The organism is Streptomyces sp. NPDC102270, from assembly GCF_044766405.1.
Classification (GTDB): Bacteria; Actinomycetota; Actinomycetes; order Streptomycetales; family Streptomycetaceae; genus Streptomyces.
In genome coordinates this window covers 496150-513307 of sequence record NZ_JBIWLX010000004.1, presented here as the reverse complement: position 1 = coordinate 513307, position 17158 = coordinate 496150, and the positions used below count along the sequence as shown (strand labels likewise).

Here is a 17158-nt window from a genome sequence, read left to right as displayed (position 1 = left end):
GGGGGGGGGTGTCCGTCCTCGGTCCGGCGGATGCCGTGTCTTGGGTGGTGCCCGGTGACGGACGCCGGCCGCTGCGGGCGGACACCCCCCACCCCGTCCCCTTCCCGCCGTACGCGGCCAACGGCCCGTCGTGGCGCGCGGGCAACTGCGCGACCGGCCCCCACTGGCCGGCAGCCGCTCTCGACAACCTCAAACGTGCCCTAGGCACGCAGTGGTGTCGTTTCCAGCGTTGCTCGGGCTGCCTTCAAGGCCGGGTGAGTCTGTTGCGCTACGCGGTGGAAGGTTTCCTGGGCCGGGCGGGCCGGCCAGGCCGGGGGGAGGTGGCGGGCCGGGAGTCTCGGGTCCGTGCGGATGGTGCGGAGCCAGTCGCTGACCAGGCGCAGGCGGGTGCCGATCGGGTCGTCGTCGGTGCCGTTGACCAGGTGGGCGCTCCAGCGCTTGTCGAAGGCGACATAGCGGGCGGCGATGGACTCCAGGTCCCAGGTGTCGCGGATCATCTGCTCGATGTCGGTGACCTCGGCTGCCTGGGCGTGGAAGATCTTGACGTGGGCCGTGAGACCGAGGTCGGTGACCACCGCGGAGACGTCCACGTGGCCGGGGGCGATCCACAGCCCGCTGTACAGGGCGCCGAAGCCGGACCAGGTGAGGCGTGAGCGCAGGTCGTGGCGCTGGCGTTTCCAGGAGTCGGGCAGGGAGAAGGCGAGCAGGGTCCAGGAGCCGTCCCAGTCGTCGTTGACGGCGCCCTGCTTCCAGATGCGGGTGCGGCCGTCGATCAGGACGCGGGTGGCCTGCGGGGTCAGGCCGAAGAACATCTTGCGGCCCTCGCGCTGCCGCTGGAGCAGGCCCCGGTTGACCATGCGGGTGAGGGTGGAGCGTACGGCCTGTTCGCCGACGCCCACGCGGCCCAGGACGTCGATGATGCTGCCCGAGTAGACGCCCAGGTTCCCCTCCTCCAGGACGTGGTTGCCGAAGAAGGTGAGCATGAGGGACTGCGGGCGCGGCTGCGGCCCTTCCGCGGTGTCCAGGATGTCGTCGTCCTCCACGGGGGCAAGGGTACGGCCGCCCGCCGACCGTGCGGCAGGCGGTCGTACGAGGTCACCGGCGGTCGGCGGGGTGGGCAAGGTCGTAGGGGCGCAGGTAGGGGGTGGGGTGGTACCGGACGTAGCGGGCGGGGGTGGTGGGGTCGGCCGCGGTGGCGCGGGCGTTGAGGGACGCCGGGTCGGTGCCCTGCCAGTGGCCGGTGGTCAGGCGGTCCTCCAGGGTGTGGAGGGCGGCCAGTTGTTCGGCGGGGCTGAAGGTGCAGTGGCCGGCGTTGTCGACGTAGGCCTGGCGCAGGAGGGGGGCGGAGCCCGCGGCCGTCACCGCGCGGCGCAGGGCGCTCTCCGTCTGGACGGGGACCAGGGGGTCGCCGATGGTGTGGAGGGAGAGCTGGGGCTTGGCCAGCTTGCCGGTGAAGCTGCTGGTGCTGCTCATCCACGACACGGCGTTCTGGTCCGCCTTGATGCGCGGGGCCCGGTTGAGGGTGGCAAGGTCCTTGGTCAGGGAGAGGCCCGCCTTCTTGTACAGCTCGGTGACCTCCTTGCGGACGGAGGACTTCCCGAGCAGACGGGCGTAGTCGATGCCGGTGTTCCAGGACATGTTGCCGCCCGCCCGGGCCTCGGCCTCCTGGCGCCGGTTGAAGGCGGCGATCTTGATCAGGCCCTTGACGGCGTCGTACTGGTTGGCCTGTTGGGCGTCCCAGTCGGTCGCGGCGGGGCGGGTCTGGGTGGGCGCGTTCCAGACCGGGATGTTGTGGAGGGCCGCGGCGAGGGCGATACGGGCCCGGCCCTCGGCCGTGGACTGGGCGGAGTCGACCTTGGCGGTGAGGGTGTTGGCCGCGTCGGTGGCCGCCTGCTGGCTCGGGAGGTTCACCAGGGGGACGTCGGAGCCCAGGAGCGTCTTGAGGGCGAACACCGGGTCGAGGGTGTTGTTCCAGTTGGCGACTCCGCCGTGGACCAGGCCGCACATGGAGAGCGAGCCGTCGATCGCGTCCGGGTGGCGCTCGGCTATCGCCGTGGTGACCAGGCCGCCGTACGACCGTCCCCAGGCGAGGGTGCGGGAGGCCTGCCCGAAGCGGGTGGTGAAGGCCTTCAGGGTGGCCATCTGGTCGGGGACCGCGGCGGTGACCGCCCAGCCGGTGGACGCGTACGAGGAGCCGATGAGGGCGTAACCCTGCTGGAGGAGAAGGGGCTTGGTGGCGGCGTCCGGAGCGTCCTGGGCGGGGTTGGCGGGGCCCGCGTTGTAGCCGTGGCTGAACAAGAGGACGGTGCCGTTCCAGTTGGTGGGGACGTCCATCATGTACGTGGCGCCGGAGGGGAGTTGGCCGTCCACGTGGGTGGTGGTGTCGGTGGTGGCCGTCGCCGCGGGTGCGGCGGTCAGGGTGAGCAGAAGCGCCGTCGCGCAGGCGATGCGGGTGCCGTGCCTCATGCGGTGATCTCCTCCGTGTGGGGGGTGGTGGGGAGTTCGGGGGCGGGTTCGTCGCCGAGTGAGGTACGGCTGGTCTCGCGGACGAACCACACCGTCAGGGCCGTGATCAGCGAGCCGCCGCACAGCAGGATGGCGACGGGGGTGCCGTTGCCGCTGCTCGCGACCAGGCTGCCGGCGATCACCGGGGAGAAGCCGGCGCCGACCAGGGTGGCGCCCTGGTAGCCGAGGGAGGCGCCGGTGTAGCGGACCTTGGTGCCGAACATCTCGCTGAACAGGGCGCCGAGGGGGCCGTACATCAGCGACTGGGAGATGCCGTGGCCGATGACGACGGCCAGGATCAGGGCCCCCGACGACTTGGAGTCGACCAGCGCGAGGACGGGGAACGCGGTGGCGGCGGACAGGATCGCGCCGGTGAGGACGACCGGGCGGCGGCCGAACCGGTCGGAGAGCGCGGAGCCGCAGGGCAGCACGACCAGGGCGACCGCGGCGGAGACGGTGAGCGCGGTGAGCACCTGCGGGCGGGGGTAGCCGATGCCGGTGGCGTACGCGATCAGGTAACTGGTCAGCAGGGACTGGGCGGTGAAGGCGCCGATGCCGACACCGCAGGCCAGCAGCACGGGCTTCGGGTGGCGCAGGACGTCGAGGACGGGGAGCCTCGACTCCGCGCGGTCCTTCTTCACCTCGGCGAACAGCGGGCTCTCGACCACCTTGAGACGGACGAACAGGCCGACGCCGAGCAGCAGCAGGCTCAGCAGGAACGGCACGCGCCAGCCCCAGGCCGCGAACTGGTCCTTGGGGAGGGTGGAGACCAGGGCGACCACGGCGGCGGAGATCAGGGAGCCGAGCGGGGCTCCCATCTGGGTGAAGCTCGACCACAGGCCACGGCGGCGCTCGCCCGCGTGCTCCACGACCATCAGCGTCGCGCCGCCCCACTCACCGCCGATGGCGATGCCCTGGACCACGCGCAGGGTGATCAGCAGGACCGGGGCCCAGACGCCGATGGTGTCGTACGTGGGCAGCAGGCCGATGAGGAAGCTGGCGCCGCCCATCAGGCCCATGGTGAGCAGCAGCATGTTCTTGCGGCCGAGGCGGTCGCCGAAATGGCCGAAGACGACGCCGCCGATCGGGCGGGCCACGTATCCGGCGGCGAAGGTGCCGAACGCGGCGATCGTGCCCACGGCGGGGTCGGCGCCGGGAAAGAACAGTTCGCCGAAGGCGAGGGCGGCGACGGTGCCGTAGACGAGGAAGTCGTAGAACTCGACGGCGGTGCCGAGCAGTCCGGAGAGGGCGACTCGGCGGAGTTGGCGGGTGCGTTCTGATGCGGTGGGGGACGGGGACATCGCGGTCTCCCTTGAGCGGGGGAAGGACACCGCGAAATTAGGCTGTCTGGTGACCGTCGTCAATAAAGTGCACAACATTGACAGAGAAGTGATGGGGGGGGGGCGGCGTGACGTGCATCACTGGAACCCGCTGATCCGCCCAGGCAGTTGAGTGCGTGACCACAGATATGCGAACCCGGATACGGGCCGGGGATCCGGACGCCTTCGCGGAGCTCTACGACGAGTGCGCGCGCTCGGTGTACAACCACGCCTTCCGGCTGACCGCCGACTGGTCCGTGGCCGAGGACGTCATGTCGGCGACGTTCATGGAGGCCTGGCGGCGCCGGACGTCGATCGAGGCCGACGGGGGCTCGCTGCGGCCCTGGTTGCTCGGCATCGCCACCAACGTCTCCCGGTCCCACTACCGCAGCAACCGGCGCTACCGGGCCGCGGCCGGTGCGGCGGCCGCGGCGGGGGTGGCCGAGGTCGCCGACCATGCCGAGGAGACCGCCGGGCGGGTCGACGACCGGCGCCGGATCGCCGCCACCCTGACCGCGCTCGGCTCCCTGAGACGCCCCGAACGCGAGGTCCTGGTGCTGTGCCTGTGGGAGGGGCTGGAGTACGCCGACGCCGCCCGCGCCCTCGGTATCCCCGTCGGCACCGTCCGCTCCCGGCTGTCCCGGGCCCGCGGCAGGCTGCGGAAGCTCGCCGAGGCCGAACTGGCCCAACCAGCACGAAAAAACAGGGAACTCACCCGAACAAACCGGCAGATAACAGGTGATCGCGACTACGTGATCCGGTCCGCACAGGAAGGAAACCGATGAACGCCAGCCCCTCCCAGCCGCACCCGGCCGAGTGGACGGAGACCCAGGGTCTTCTGCCCTCCGTGGAGCGGGATCTGCCGGCGGGCCGCCACCAGTTCCACAAGGAGCAGATGATGGCCCAGATCCGCGAAGACCTCCGTACCACCGAGATCGCCCCCGTACGCCGCAACCCGTTCCTGCGCCGGGCGGTCCTGCTGCCCGCGATGGCCTGTGCCCTGGCCGGCGCGGTCGTGGGCGGCCTCGCCCTGACCGGCGACGGTGACGCGAACACCTCCCTGGCCACCGGGCCCGCCCTGACGACCCGGATCGGCACCGCCGACGCCCGGGGCGCCGACCGCCTGCTCGACCACATCTCCCTGGCCGCCGCCGACACCTCCGAACCCGCCGTGCGCGACGACCAGTTCGTCTACATCGCGTCCAAGGTCGCCAGCACCTACGAGAAGACGGTCGACGACAAGACCACGGTGGTCAGCGAGAAGCTGCACTCCCGCCAGGTCTGGGAGTCCCCCGACGGCAGGGACGGCTGGCTGATCGAGCCGGGCAACACGAGCGAGGACGGCATCACCCTGGCCGGACCGAACCCGCTCACCTCGGCCTACCACCGGCTCGCCCAGCTGCCCACCGAACCGGGGGCCCTCCTGCGGAAGATCTACCAGGAGTCGGACGCCAACCGGGACCCCGAAGTCCCCCGCGACCAGGCCGCCTTCGTCGCCATCGGCGACCTGCTGACCGAGAGCTACCCGCCCGCCCGCCTCACCGCCGCGCTCTACAAGGCCGCCGCCGAGATCCCCGGCGTCGTCGCCGTGGACGACGCCGTCGACGCGGTGGGGCGCCACGGGGTCGCGATCGCGCGGCTCGACGAGCAGAGCGGGCAGCGCACGGAGTGGATCTTCGACAAGAAGACGTACGCGTTCCTCGGTGAGCGCAGTGTGCAGGTGGAACCGAGCGACACCTTCAAGAAGGGCACCGTGACCTTCACCGTCGCGATCACCGAGCGGGCGGTCGTCAACGAGATGAAGGAGGTGCCGGGGCAGGCGGGCTGACGGGTCAGGCCCGCTGCAGCTCCGGGGCGGGCCGCTCGCCCGAGCCGCGCACGATCAGCCGGGTCGGCACGGTGATGGTCCGGGCCCGGGTGCGGTCGCCGTCGAGGCGGGACAGCGCCGTCGTCGCCGCCGTTCTGCCGATCTCCTCGGGGACCTGGGCGACGACGGTCAGGGCCGGTTCGAGCGCCTCGGCGAGCGGGACGTCGTCGAAGGAGACGACGGCGACGTCCTTGCGTCTGCTGCGGGCGAGTTCGGCCACTATCCCCAGGGCGACGATGTTGTTGCCGGCGAACAGGGCCGTGGGGGGATCGGCCAGGCCGAGGAGCCGAGAGGTCGCGGCCGAAGCCCCCTGCTGGTCATGGGCGTTGGTGACCAGGGAACGGTCGTAGGGCAGACCGGCCCGATCGAGGGCCTCGCGGTACCCGGCGAAGCGCTCACGGCGGGTGTAGAGCTTGACCGGCAGGTCACCGACGAAGCCGATCCGTCGGTGGCCGTGGGCGATCAGGTGGGCGACACCGTCGTGGGCGCCGGTGCGGTTGGAGCTGACGACGCTGTCGGCGGCCAGGCCCGCTCCGGGACGGTCGATGAACACGACGGGCAGCCCCGTGGCCCGGTGCGTCTTGAGGTGGGAGTGGTCGGCGCCCACGGACGGCACGACCAGCAGGATGCTGACGCGGCGGGAGAGGAACTTGTCCGTCAGGGCGCGTTCCCGGTCCGGGTCGTCCGCCGAGGAGCCCATGAGCAGGGTCAGTCCGCGGTCGCGGACCGTGTCCTCGATGCTGCGGGCCACCGCTCCGAAGAACGGGTTGCCGAGGTCGGGGACGACCAGACCGATGGTGGTGTCGGGCCCGCCGACACGGATGTTGCGCGCCATGAGGTTCGGCTGGAAGCCGAGTTTGGCCACGGCGGCCAGCACTTGTTCCCTGGTCTCGGCCGACGCGGGCCCGTCCTCGTTGAGAACGCGGGAGACCGTCTTGGCGCTGACGCCCACTTCGCGGGCGACGTCGGCCAGGGTCGGGCGGCGGTTCGCTGCCATGGAGGAAACCGTCTCCTGTGCTCGTCGGGTTCCGGCCGCGGCCTCGGCCGGATGCCGTCGAGTATCGAGTGCTGTGGTCAGGTGGCCTGGACGCCCGCGGCCTTCGCGGCCTCGGAATCCGCTACGACAGTACCTCCGGCGTCATCGACGGTGAGCGCGCCCGTCATGATGGCGACGACCTCCGCCATGGAGTAGTCGGAGGGCTTGATCAGGGCGGCCCGCCGGCCCAGCCGGTGCACATGGATCCGGTCGGCGATCTCGAAGACGTGCGGCATGTTGTGGCTGATCAGGACGACCGGCATGCCCTTGTCCCGGACCCGCCGGATGAGGTCGAGGACCTGTCCGGACTCCTTGACGCCGAGCGCGGCGGTGGGTTCGTCCATGACGACGACACTGCGGGCCCAGGCGACGGAACGGGCGACCGCCACGGCCTGCCGCTGGCCCCCGGAGAGGGTCTCGACCGACTGGGTCAGCGAGCGCAGTCCGATCTTCAGGTCGGCCATGTGCTCGGCGGCCTCCTGGCGCATGCGCTTCTTGTCGAGCATGCGGAAGACACTGCCGAGGACACCGGGCCGGCGCAACTCGCGGCCGAGGAACACGTTCGAGGCGATGTCCATCGAGGCGGCCACGGCCAGGTCCTGATAGACCGTCTCGATGCCGTGGGCGCGGGCGCTCTGCGGCCCGGAGAACTGGATGGGCTCGCCGCCCAGACGGATCTCGCCCGCGTCGGGCGTCACCGCACCGGTAAGTGCCTTGATGAGGCTGGTCTTTCCGGCGCCGTTGTCGCCGATCACGGCGAGCACCTCGCCGGGCAGCAGGTCGAAGTCGGCGCCGTCGATGGCGGTGACCTGGCCGTAGCGCTTGACGAGACCGCGGGCCTGAAGGATCGGGGTGGGGGAGTCGAGGGCGGTCATCGGGCCTTCTTCCGGGACATCTGGTCGACGGTCACCGCGAGGATGACCAGGACTCCGGTGATCAGGGTCTGGTAGATCGAGGCGACGCCCATCAGCTGGAGCCCGTTGCGGAAGACCCCGACGATCAGGACGCCGATGAAGGTGCCGAGGACCGAACCGCGGCCGCCGAAGAGGCTGGTGCCGCCGAGGACCACGGCCGTGATGCTGTCGAGGTTGTCCGTCTGTCCGGCCTGCGGGTCGCCGACTCCGGTGCGGGAGATGAGGAGCAGGGCGGCGACGCCGTAGAGGAGACCGGCGACGGTGTAGACGCCGATGGTCAGGCGGGAGGTGCGGATGCCGTTCAGACGCGCGGCTTCCGGGCTGTTGCCCAGGGCGTAGACGTGCCGGCCCCAGCCCGTGCTGCTCAACGCGTAGGCGAGCAGCAGGAACAGGGCGATCGTGACGAGGGAGCCGTAGGTGATGTCTGTGTGGCCCATCGGGAAGGTCTGCCCCAGGGCCGTCAGCGGGCCGGGCAGGTTGGTGACCGTCTGCTCCTCGGAGTAGATGTGGGTCAGCGCGAACGCCACGTTGAGCATGCCGAGCGTGACGATGAACGGCGGCAGCGGGATCTTCTGCACCAGCAGCCCGTTCACCAGACCGAAGCCGCCGCAGACGACCAGGCCCAGCGCGATGGCGACCAGTGGGGGCAGTGAGCCCTCGGCGGCCATCTTGGCGATCACGATGCTGCCGAACGCCATCACCGCGCCGCACGACAGGTCGATGCCCGCGGTGAGGATGATCAGGGTCTGGCCGATGGCGAGGGTGCCGACGACCATGACCTGCTGCACGATCAGCGAGAAGTTCCCGCCGGTGAGGAACTGGTCGGAGGAGACGGCGAAGAAGACACAGGCGAGAAGGAGGGCGACGAGCGGGCCGGTGGTCGGTGCCGTGAGCAGCCTGCGGGCCGTGGTCGGCGCTTTGAGCTCGGCGTACGGCGATGAGGTGCTCGGAGGCGTGGACGTGGCGGTCATGCGAAGTCCTTGTCGGAAGACAGAAGTCCTGGTGGGACACGGGGGCGGCCGTCCCCGGGTCGGGGAGGTGCGGGGCCGGCCGCCCCGCTTGGGGGAGAGGCGAAGTCGTACGTCCGCTGGGGCCGGACTCAGCCCCAGCAGTTCTCCAGGCCGAAGGCGGTGTCCTTGGACGCGACGCCCGTCTGGGCCTTGTCGGTGATCAGGGTGACGCCGGTGTCGGTGTAACCGGACGCCTTCTTGCCGCCCTTGGCGTACGACACGACGGCCTTGACGCCCTCGGCGGCCATCTTCAGCGGGTACTGCTGCGACGTGGCCGCGATCTTGCCGTCCTTGACGGCCTGGGTGCCGGTGCAGCCGCCGTCGACGGAGACGATCAGGACGTCCTTCTCCCGGCCCTTGGCCTTCAGCGCGGTGTACGCGCCCAGGGCGGCCGGCTCGTTGATGGTGTAGACGAGGTTGATGCCGGGTTCCTTCTGGAGGCAGTTCTCCATCGCCGTCTGGCCCTTGGCCTGGTCGCCGCCCGTGTCCTGGGCGCACGCCACGTCCTTCTCGGTGGCGCCGAAGCCCTTGAGGAACCCGTTGTGCCGCTGGACGCCGACGGAGACGCCGGGCGCGAGGTCGAGGGCGGCGATCTTCGCCGTCTTGCCCTTCATCGCGGCCTTGGCGTACTCGCCGATCAGCTCGCCGGCCTTGAGGTTGTCGGTGGCGAAGAGGGCGTCGACCGCGCTCTCCGGCTCGGTCGGCGTGTCCAGGGCGATGACCAGCACGCCCTTGGCCTTGGCCTTCGCTATCGCGGGCACGATCGCCTTGGAGTCGCTCGGGGTGATCAGGATGCCCTTCACACCGGCGGCGACCATGTTCTCGATGGCGGTGACCTGACCGGCGTTGTCCCCGTCGAACTTGCCCGCCGCGGTCATGAGCTGGACGCCGTCCTGCTTGGCGGCCTTCTCCGCGCCCTCCTTCATCTTCACGAAGAACGGGTTGGTGTCGGTCTTGGTGATCAGCCCGACCTTCACCGTGCCCGATCCGGAGCTCGTGGAGCCCGATCCGGAGCCGGAACCGCAGGCCGTCAGGGCGAGGGCCGCGACCGACGTGCACGCGGCGACTCTGAGCAGGGAGGAAGGCAGTCGAGGGGTGCGAGACATGAACGACTCCAGCGGGATTGCGGGCGAGCGGCGGCATCGGAGCATGCCGTCCCTAGGTGTCATCGTTGACTTATGTCATCGTTGACACTGCCGAGGATGATGACCCCGTCTCCCGGCAACGTCAATGCCCCGCGCCTGTCACAAGTCCGCAACGGTGGCGGAGGGGCCCGGTCCGTGCCCGTTTCGGCGCACGTTCCAGAGGAAACGGCGGACCTACGAACACGGCGGCGGGGCCCGGCATGCCTGCCCTGGCGGCGCTGGACGCCCACGGCCGGGCCGCGTTCTCCTTCCACGCGCAGGACACCGCCGGGCCTGGTGCACGCCGGGCCCCTGACCCCGGTCCGGGAGTCCGGCGGTGCGGCGGTGGAGGAAGTTCCTGGCGGCGGCCCGCGTCCCACGCGACCATCGGCTCGCCCTCGACGCCCTGCCCGGCCGCTGCGGACTCCTGCTGCCGTACACGGCGCCCGAGCAGGCGTAAGACGTCCGGCATGCCGTCGGAGCACTGCGTCGTGATCACAGTTCGCGACCGTCGGCGGCGCGTGACGGACAGCGAGCTCCGCGGGAAACGATCGCGCCGCCACCGTTGACGAGCCGTGCGGATTGCATTCATCATCAGGCCTCGGTGTCAACGATGACATAGGTCAACGCTGACATTTCTTGCCGGCGCCGCGGAGGACAGCGCCGGTCCCAGGGCGTCACCACCACAGGAGACCCATGACTTCTGGACGTGTATCCCGGCATGCCCGCACACGGATGATCGCGGCGGCGGCGACCGTCTGCGCCCTGTCCGCGACCCCGCTCGCCCCGCAGGCCGCCGCGGCCGGCACCCGGTCGTACACCGAGACCTACCGGCCCCAGTTCCACTACACACCGCAGAAGAACTGGATGAACGACCCCAACGGCCTCGTGTACTACCAGGGCGAATACCACCTCTTCTACCAGTACAACCCGAGCGGCAACTCCTGGGGAGACATGTCCTGGGGGCACGCGGTCAGCAAGGACCTCGTGCACTGGAAGGAGCTGCCGCTCGCCCTGTCGCACGACGACAAGGAGATGGTGTTCTCCGGCAGCGCGGTCGTCGACCGGAACAACACGACCGGGTTCGGCACCAGGGAGAACCCGCCCATGGTGGCGATCTACACCAGCCACGACAAGAGCACGGGCGCCCAGGCCCAGTCGCTCGCCTACAGCACCGACCGCGGCCGTACCTGGACCAAGTACCGGGGCAATCCGGTCATCGACATCGGCTCGAAGGACTTTCGCGACCCGAAGGTGCAGTGGTACGCGCCGACCAGGAGCTGGCTGATGACGGTGTCGCTGTCCGCCGAGCACAAGGTGCGGTTCTACTCGTCCAGCAACCTCAAGGACTGGGAGCAGCTCAGCGAGTTCGGTCCGGCGGGCGCGACCGGCGGGGTGTGGGAATGCCCCGACCTGTTCCCCCTCGCGGTCGACGGGGACCCGAAGAAGATCAAGTGGGTCCTCGTCGTCAACATCAACCCCGGTGGTATCGCGGGCGGTTCGGGCGCCCAGTACTTCGTGGGCGACTTCGACGGCAAGAAGTTCACCGCCGACGACAAGGGCGGCTACACCCCGCCCGCCGGCACGGTCGTCCAGGACTTCGAGGGCACCGGATTCGACCCGTGGACGACCACCGGGACGGCGTTCGGCGAGACACCGGCGACCGGCGCGCTGGACGGACAGGGAGCGGTCACCGGATACGACGGCAAGGGCTTCGCCGACAGCTTCCACGGCGGTGACTCCGCGACCGGCACCCTCACCTCGCAGCCCTTCACGGTCGCGAGCCGCTATCTGAACTTCAAGGTTGGCGGCGGCGACCACCCGCACCAGGACGGGACCGTGCCGGAACGGGAAACCACACCGCAGGGAACGGTCCTCGCCGACTCCGGTGTCACCGTCACCAGCGCCTCACAGCCGCTGACCGGTCCGAACGCGCGGGGCAAGGCACTCGACATCGAGGCCACTTTCTCCCTCCGGGACGCCGAACGCTTCGGCCTCAAGGTGCGCACCGGCGCCGGGGGAGAGGAGACCGTCATCGGCTACGACACCACGACCGAGGAGTTGTACGTCGACCGGACCCGCTCCGGTGCCTCGGACTTCAGCAGCGCCTTCCCCGGCGTCCAGCGGGCACCGCTCAAGGCCGAGAACGGCAAGGTCGAGCTGCGGATCCTCGTCGACTGGTCCTCCGTCGAGGTGTTCGGCGGCAGCGGCGAGGCCGTGATCACCGACCAGATCTTCCCCGACCCCGACAGCCAGGGGGTGCAGGTCTTCGCCGAGAACGGCTCGGTGAGGCTGGACCGCGCACGCGTGCGGCACCTCGGCTCCTACCGCGACTGACAAGGACACGAAACCGTGAAGAAGACCCTGCTCGCCGAGTTCACCGCCCGTGAGGGAGCGCAGGACGAGGTCGCCCGCATGATCGTGGAGTACGCCGACAAGGTGCGTGCGGAGGAAGGCAATCTCGCCTTCGACGTCTACACCAAGGCCTCGCACCCCCGCGCCTTCTGGATCTTCGAGGTGTACCGGGACGAGGACGCCTTCCAGGCGCACCTGAACGCCCCGTACGGCGGCCCCTTCAACGCCGCGCTCACCCCGCTGATCGAGGAGACCGCCTCCGTGCTGACGTTCCTCGACCCGGTGGCCTGACGGGGCCGGCGGAGTGTCGGGGACGGGGTGTTGATCCGCCGGTGACGCCGACGGCCGTGTCCTGGCCGCTCGCGCCCCGGGGCCGGTCGGCCTCGCCCCGACGTGCTTCAGTCTTGTCGATGCTCCGGGTCGGTCCGGCGGGGTCCTCGTGATCCGGCTCCGGTCAGCCGGTCGCGCTCTCGCGGTCACGCCCGCGTGCTGCGGGCCGCCCGCCCCGGGCGAAGAGGTCGGCCAGGGGCAGGCTTGCCGCGCCGACCGTGACCGCGTCCGGGCCGAGTCTGCCGAGGTCGATGGAGACGCGGTCGGCGGGGTGGCGCAGGGCGTAGGCGTCGGCGTACCGGCGTACGGCGGGCAGGAGGCGGGGGCCGAGCTGGAGGCCCGCCCAGCCGCCGATGAGGATGCGTTCGGGCTGGAAGAGGTTGACCAGGTCGGACAGGCCGGCGCCGACGTACTCGGCCGTCTCCTCCAGGACGGCGAGGGCCGCCGGGTCCTCGGCGGCGAGCAGCGCGGCCAGCGCGGTCTCCTCGTCGACGTCCTCGGGCGGGTGGCCGCCCGCCTCGCGCCAGCGGTCGACGAGCGCCCCCGCTCCCGCGTACGCCTCCAGACAGCCCAGCGCGCCGCAGCGGCAGCGGCGCCCCCTGACCCGCACGGTCACATGGCCCCACTCCAGGGGGCGGCCGTACTCCACCCCCTCGGTGACGAGACAGGCTCCGATGCCGGAGCCGAAGAGGACGACGACCGCGTTGCGGGAGCCCCGGCCGGCCCCGAACCACAGCTCCGCCTGGCCCAGCGTGCGGGCGCCGTTGTCGATGAAGTACGGGACGGAGTCCGGGAGTTCACAGGTTGTACGCAGCAGGGACTCCAGCGGGACGGCGTCCCAGCCGATCGTCTGGCCGTGAACGACCGCGCCCTGCTCCGGAGTGCGGGCCACGATGCCGGGAACGCCGATGCCCACGCCCAGCAGGTGTTCGGGGGCGATGTCCGTGTCGGCGAGGACCTCCGCGATGCCGTCGCGGATGTGGCCGACGATCACCTCGACGTCGTAGCCGTGATGCGCCAGGGGCCGTTCAGTGCGGGCGAGTTCGGTGAGGGCGAGGTCGAAGAGCTCGACGCGGACGCGGGTCTCGCCGACGTCGACGCCGATCATGTGGCCGCCGGTGGGGGCGACGCGCAGCAGGGTGCGGGGGCGGCCGCCGTCGGACTCGACGGTGCCGGCCTCCTCGACCAGACCGTCCTCGACCAGTTCCGCGACCACGTTGCTGATGGAGCCGCCGCTCAGACCGGTGGCCGGGGCCAGCTCGAAGCGGCTCATGGGCCCGTCGAAATACAACCGTTGCAGTACGGCGGTCCGATTGCCCCGTCGCAGGTCACGCACCGTCCGCCCGTTCCGCCCCGCCATGTGGATCCCTTCCGACGCCGCCTCGACCTGCAAGATACCGCTGCGCCGACTCTTGACGCGACTTTCCTTCGCGTCTTAAATCACGCCATAAATTAACTCCGGGGTGGTGTTCGGGAAGCGAACGCACCCGGGGTCTCTCCCTGGAAGGGACTCCAGAGCCATGCGCAGAACCCGAGCCGCGGCCGCCGGTGCGGTCACCGTTTCCCTCATGACTCTCGTGACCGCCTGTGGCGGCGGCTCGTCGACGAGCGGCGGGTCCAACGACTCACCGAAGACCCTGACCTACTGGGCCTCCAACCAGGGTGCCAGCGTCGAGGTCGACAAGAAGGTCCTCCAGCCCGAACTCGACAAGTTCGAGAAGCAGACCGGCATCAAGGTCAAGGTCGAGGTCGTGCCCTGGGCCGACCTGCTCAACCGGATCCTCACCGCGACCACCTCGGGCCAGGGCCCCGACGTCCTCAACATCGGCAACACCTGGAGCGCCTCCCTCCAGGCCACCGGCGCACTGCTGCCCTGGAACGCCAAGAACTTCGCCGCGATCGGCGGCAGGGACCGCTTCGTCGACTCCGCGCTCGGCTCCACCGGCGCCCAGGGCCAGGACCCGGCCGCGGTCCCGCTCTACTCGATGGCGTACGCCCTCTACTACAACAAGGAGATCTTCGCCGACGCCGGCATCACCGAGCCCCCGGCCACCTGGGCCGAACTGATCGCCGACGGCAAGAAGATCCAGGCCAAGGGCAAGTCCGCGCTCGGCGCGGAGGGCGCGAACCTCTCGGAGAACATCCACCACGTCTTCGTCTTCGCCAAGCAGCACGGCGGCGACTTCTTCACCGCCGACGGCAAGCCCGACTTCACCAACGACAACGTAGTGGCCGCGGTCAAGCAGTACGTCGACCTCATGGCCAAGGACAAGGCCATCCCGACCGGCGACGCCGAGTACGCCCAGAACCAGTCGGTGAGCGACTTCGCCAAGGGCAAGCAGGCCATGCTGCTGTGGCAGTCCGCGTCCTCCAACCTCGAGTCCCAGGGTATGAGCGCGGACAAGTACGGCATCGCCCCCGTGCCCGTGCAGTCCGGCACCCCGGGCGCCGGCACCCAGGTCAACTCGGCCGTCATGGGCATCAACCTGGCCGTCTTCAAGAACACCGACAACATCGACGGCGCCAAGAAGTTCGTGAAGTTCATGACCGGCGACGCCGAGCAGAAGATCCTCAACACCGCCTACAGCTCCGTCCCGCCGGTGAAGAGCGTCCAGGAGGACTCCGTCTTCAGCTCGGGCGCCAACGCGGTCCTCAAGAGCACCCTCGCCACCAGCGCGGCCGCCCTGCCCCAGGTCGCCGACGAGTCGCAGTTCGAGACGACCGTCGGGACCGCGGTCAAGGACCTGTTCGCCGACGCGGCCGCCGGGCGCGCGGTCACCACCGAGTCGGTGAAGGCGGCGCTGGAGAAGGCCCAGCAGCAGATGCCGGCGAAGTGAGCACGATGACCACCACCGCGCCCGCGGAGGCCGCCGTGCCCACGAACTCTTCCGGGGCGGCGAAGCCCGGTCCCCGCCGCCGCCCCGGAAGGCTCCGCCGCATCGGCCTGCCGTACCTGCTCCTGCTGCCGGCCCTGCTCCTGGAACTCCTGGTCCACCTGGTGCCGATGGTCATCGGCATCGTGATGAGCTTCAAGGAGCTCACGCAGTTCTACATCCGCGACTGGGGCGCCGCGCCCTGGTCCGGCCTCGACAACTACCAGGTGTCGGTGGACTTCGACGCCCCGGTCGGCCAGGCGCTGCTGCACTCGTTCCTCGTCACCGTGGCCTTCACCCTGCTGTCGGTCGGCCTGTGCTGGCTGCTCGGCACCGCGGCGGCGGTCTACCTCCAGGACACCTTCCGCGGCCGGGGCCTGCTGCGCGCCCTGTTCCTGGTGCCGTACGCCCTGCCGGTCTACGCGGCCGTCATCACCTGGGTGTTCATGTTCCAGCACGACAACGGCCTGGTGAACCACGTCCTGCACGGCCAGCTCCACCTCACCGACAAGCCGTCCTTCTGGCTCATCGGCGACAACAGCTTCTGGGCGCTGCTGACCGTCTCGGTGTGGAAGGGCTGGCCGTTCGCCTTCCTCATCGTCATGGCCGGACTCCAGAACATCCCCGGCGAGCTGTACGAGGCGGCGGCCCTGGACGGAGCCGGGCTGTGGCAGCAGATCCGCCGGATCACCCTGCCGTCCCTGCGCCCGGTCAACCAGGTACTGCTCCTGGTGCTGTTCCTGTGGACCTTCAACGACTTCAACACGCCGTACGTCCTGTTCGGCAAGTCGGCCCCGGAGGCCGCGGACCTCATCTCGGTCCACATCTACCAGGCGTCCTTCGTCACCTGGAACTTCGGCACCGGCTCCGCGATGTCCGTACTCCTGCTGCTGTTCCTGCTCGTGGTGACGGGCGTCTACCTCCTGCTGACCTCCCGGGGAAGGAAGCCGGCCGATGTCTAGCCCCCGCTCGCCCATGGCGCCGCCGCGTTCGTTCTTCTGGTCCCGGCGGATCTTCCTCACCCTGCTCACCGGCTTCGTCCTGCTGCCGGTCTACGTCATGGTCTCCAGCTCGCTGAAGCCGCTCGCGGACGTCACGGGCGAGTTCCACTGGCTGCCGAGCCGGCTGACCGTCCGGCCGTACATCGACATCTGGTCGACGATCCCGCTCGCGCGGTACTTCGTGAACTCGCTGATCGTGGCGGGCGCGGCGACCGTCTGCTCGGTGGTGATCGCGGTGTTCGCCGCGTACGCGGTCAGCCGCTACGAGTTCCGCGGCAAGCGCGTCTTCACGGTCACCGTGCTGTCCACGCAGATGTTTCCCGGGATCCTCTTCCTCCTCCCGCTCTTCCTGATCTACGTCAACATCGGCAACGCCACCGGGATCGCCCTGTTCGGCTCGCGGGGCGGGCTGATCCTGACGTATCTGACCTTCTCCCTGCCGTTCTCGATCTGGATGCTGATCGGGTACTTCGACTCGGTGCCGCGCGATCTGGACGAGGCCGCGCTGGTGGACGGCTGCGGGCCGTTCGGCGCGCTGTTCCGGGTCGTCGTGCCGGCCGCGATCCCCGGGATCGTCGCGGTCGCCGTCTACGCCTTCATGACCGCCTGGGGCGAGGTGCTCTTCGCGTCGGTGATGACCAACGACACCACCCGCACCCTCGCCGTCGGCCTCCAGGGCTACTCCACGCTCAACAACGTGTACTGGAACCAGATCATGGCCGCCTCGCTGGTCGTCAGCGTCCCCGTGGTCGCCGGGTTCCTGCTGCTCCAGCGCTATCTCGTCGCCGGGCTGACGGCGGGCGCCGTCAAGTGACCGACCGTGA

General features: G+C 70.1%; 16 protein-coding genes. 8 read left to right on the top strand and 8 right to left on the bottom strand.

Features of this window, described 5'->3' with window-relative positions; all coding sequences use genetic code 11:
• Window positions 1–200: 200 nt before the first annotated feature.
• From ACIRP7_RS10220 to ACIRP7_RS10210, 3 genes are read right to left on the bottom strand one after another with little or no spacing between them, the layout of a single operon-like run.
• Entirely contained in the window at window positions 201–1043 is an 843-nt protein-coding gene (locus ACIRP7_RS10220) for a PaaX family transcriptional regulator C-terminal domain-containing protein (protein ID WP_403655920.1), read from the bottom strand.
• Window positions 1044–1095: 52 nt separating this feature from the next.
• Window positions 1096–2466, bottom strand: a complete 1371-nt coding sequence (locus ACIRP7_RS10215; RefSeq protein WP_403655918.1) for an alpha/beta hydrolase family protein — start codon at window positions 2464–2466, stop codon at window positions 1096–1098.
• Window positions 2463–3806: an MFS transporter gene (locus ACIRP7_RS10210; protein WP_403655916.1), complete on the bottom strand. Its 1344-nt coding sequence runs from the start codon at window positions 3804–3806 to the stop codon at window positions 2463–2465. The genes ACIRP7_RS10215 and ACIRP7_RS10210 overlap by 4 nt, the downstream gene beginning before the upstream one ends.
• Before the next feature lie 155 nt (window positions 3807–3961).
• Here ACIRP7_RS10210 and ACIRP7_RS10205 point away from each other — a divergent pair, with 155 nt between their 5' ends.
• Together ACIRP7_RS10205 and ACIRP7_RS10200 are read left to right on the top strand one after the other, a co-directional pair.
• A complete protein-coding gene (locus ACIRP7_RS10205; protein ID WP_403655914.1) occupies window positions 3962–4609 on the top strand; it encodes an RNA polymerase sigma factor in 648 nt (215 codons plus the stop codon).
• A complete protein-coding gene (locus ACIRP7_RS10200; protein WP_403655912.1) occupies window positions 4606–5652 on the top strand; it encodes a CU044_5270 family protein in 1047 nt (348 codons plus the stop codon). The genes ACIRP7_RS10205 and ACIRP7_RS10200 overlap by 4 nt, the downstream gene beginning before the upstream one ends.
• Before the next feature lie 4 nt (window positions 5653–5656).
• Here the strand turns inward: ACIRP7_RS10200 and ACIRP7_RS10195 are convergent, their stop codons facing one another.
• From ACIRP7_RS10195 to ACIRP7_RS10180, 4 genes are all read right to left on the bottom strand, one after another.
• Window positions 5657–6688, bottom strand: a complete 1032-nt coding sequence (locus tag ACIRP7_RS10195; protein WP_403655910.1) for a LacI family DNA-binding transcriptional regulator — start codon at window positions 6686–6688, stop codon at window positions 5657–5659.
• 77 nt (window positions 6689–6765) lie between these two features.
• Window positions 6766–7602 (bottom strand): ATP-binding cassette domain-containing protein, encoded by an 837-nt coding sequence (locus ACIRP7_RS10190; RefSeq protein WP_403655908.1) that lies wholly within the window; start codon window positions 7600–7602, stop codon window positions 6766–6768.
• Window positions 7599–8612, bottom strand: a complete 1014-nt coding sequence (locus ACIRP7_RS10185; RefSeq protein WP_062042051.1) for an ABC transporter permease — start codon at window positions 8610–8612, stop codon at window positions 7599–7601. Before ACIRP7_RS10185 ends, ACIRP7_RS10190 begins: the two co-directional genes overlap by 4 nt.
• Window positions 8613–8740: 128 nt before the next feature.
• Entirely contained in the window at window positions 8741–9757 is a 1017-nt protein-coding gene (locus tag ACIRP7_RS10180; protein WP_403655906.1) for a sugar ABC transporter substrate-binding protein, read from the bottom strand.
• A 355-nt stretch (window positions 9758–10112) separates the two neighbouring features.
• Here ACIRP7_RS10180 and ACIRP7_RS10175 point away from each other — a divergent pair, with 355 nt between their 5' ends.
• The 3 genes from ACIRP7_RS10175 (at window position 10113) to ACIRP7_RS10165 (ending at window position 12421) form a co-directional block, all read left to right on the top strand.
• Window positions 10113–10235, top strand: coding sequence for a hypothetical protein (locus ACIRP7_RS10175; RefSeq protein ID WP_403655904.1), 123 nt, complete (start codon window positions 10113–10115; stop codon window positions 10233–10235).
• A gap of 236 nt (window positions 10236–10471) precedes the next feature.
• Window positions 10472–12112, top strand: coding sequence for a glycoside hydrolase family 32 protein (locus ACIRP7_RS10170; protein WP_403655902.1), 1641 nt, complete (start codon window positions 10472–10474; stop codon window positions 12110–12112).
• A gap of 15 nt (window positions 12113–12127) precedes the next feature.
• Window positions 12128–12421, top strand: coding sequence for a putative quinol monooxygenase (locus ACIRP7_RS10165; RefSeq protein WP_403655900.1), 294 nt, complete (start codon window positions 12128–12130; stop codon window positions 12419–12421).
• Window positions 12422–12584: 163 nt separating this feature from the next.
• Here the strand turns inward: ACIRP7_RS10165 and ACIRP7_RS10160 are convergent, their stop codons facing one another.
• Window positions 12585–13820, bottom strand: coding sequence for an ROK family protein (locus ACIRP7_RS10160; protein ID WP_403655898.1), 1236 nt, complete (start codon window positions 13818–13820; stop codon window positions 12585–12587).
• A gap of 160 nt (window positions 13821–13980) precedes the next feature.
• On the opposite strand from ACIRP7_RS10160, the gene ACIRP7_RS10155 reads away from it, so the two are divergent.
• Genes ACIRP7_RS10155 through ACIRP7_RS10145 form a run of 3 tightly spaced genes read left to right on the top strand, consistent with a single transcriptional unit; the run spans window position 13981 to window position 17148 of the window.
• The gene (locus tag ACIRP7_RS10155) at window positions 13981–15297 is read left to right on the top strand and encodes an ABC transporter substrate-binding protein (RefSeq protein ID WP_403655896.1); all 1317 of its coding nucleotides are present in this window, start codon (window positions 13981–13983) and stop codon (window positions 15295–15297) included.
• Window positions 15298–15302: 5 nt separating this feature from the next.
• A complete protein-coding gene (locus ACIRP7_RS10150; protein ID WP_403655894.1) occupies window positions 15303–16295 on the top strand; it encodes a carbohydrate ABC transporter permease in 993 nt (330 codons plus the stop codon).
• 13 nt (window positions 16296–16308) lie between these two features.
• Window positions 16309–17148 (top strand): carbohydrate ABC transporter permease, encoded by an 840-nt coding sequence (locus ACIRP7_RS10145; RefSeq protein ID WP_365118232.1) that lies wholly within the window; start codon window positions 16309–16311, stop codon window positions 17146–17148.
• Window positions 17149–17158: the final 10 nt, after the last annotated feature.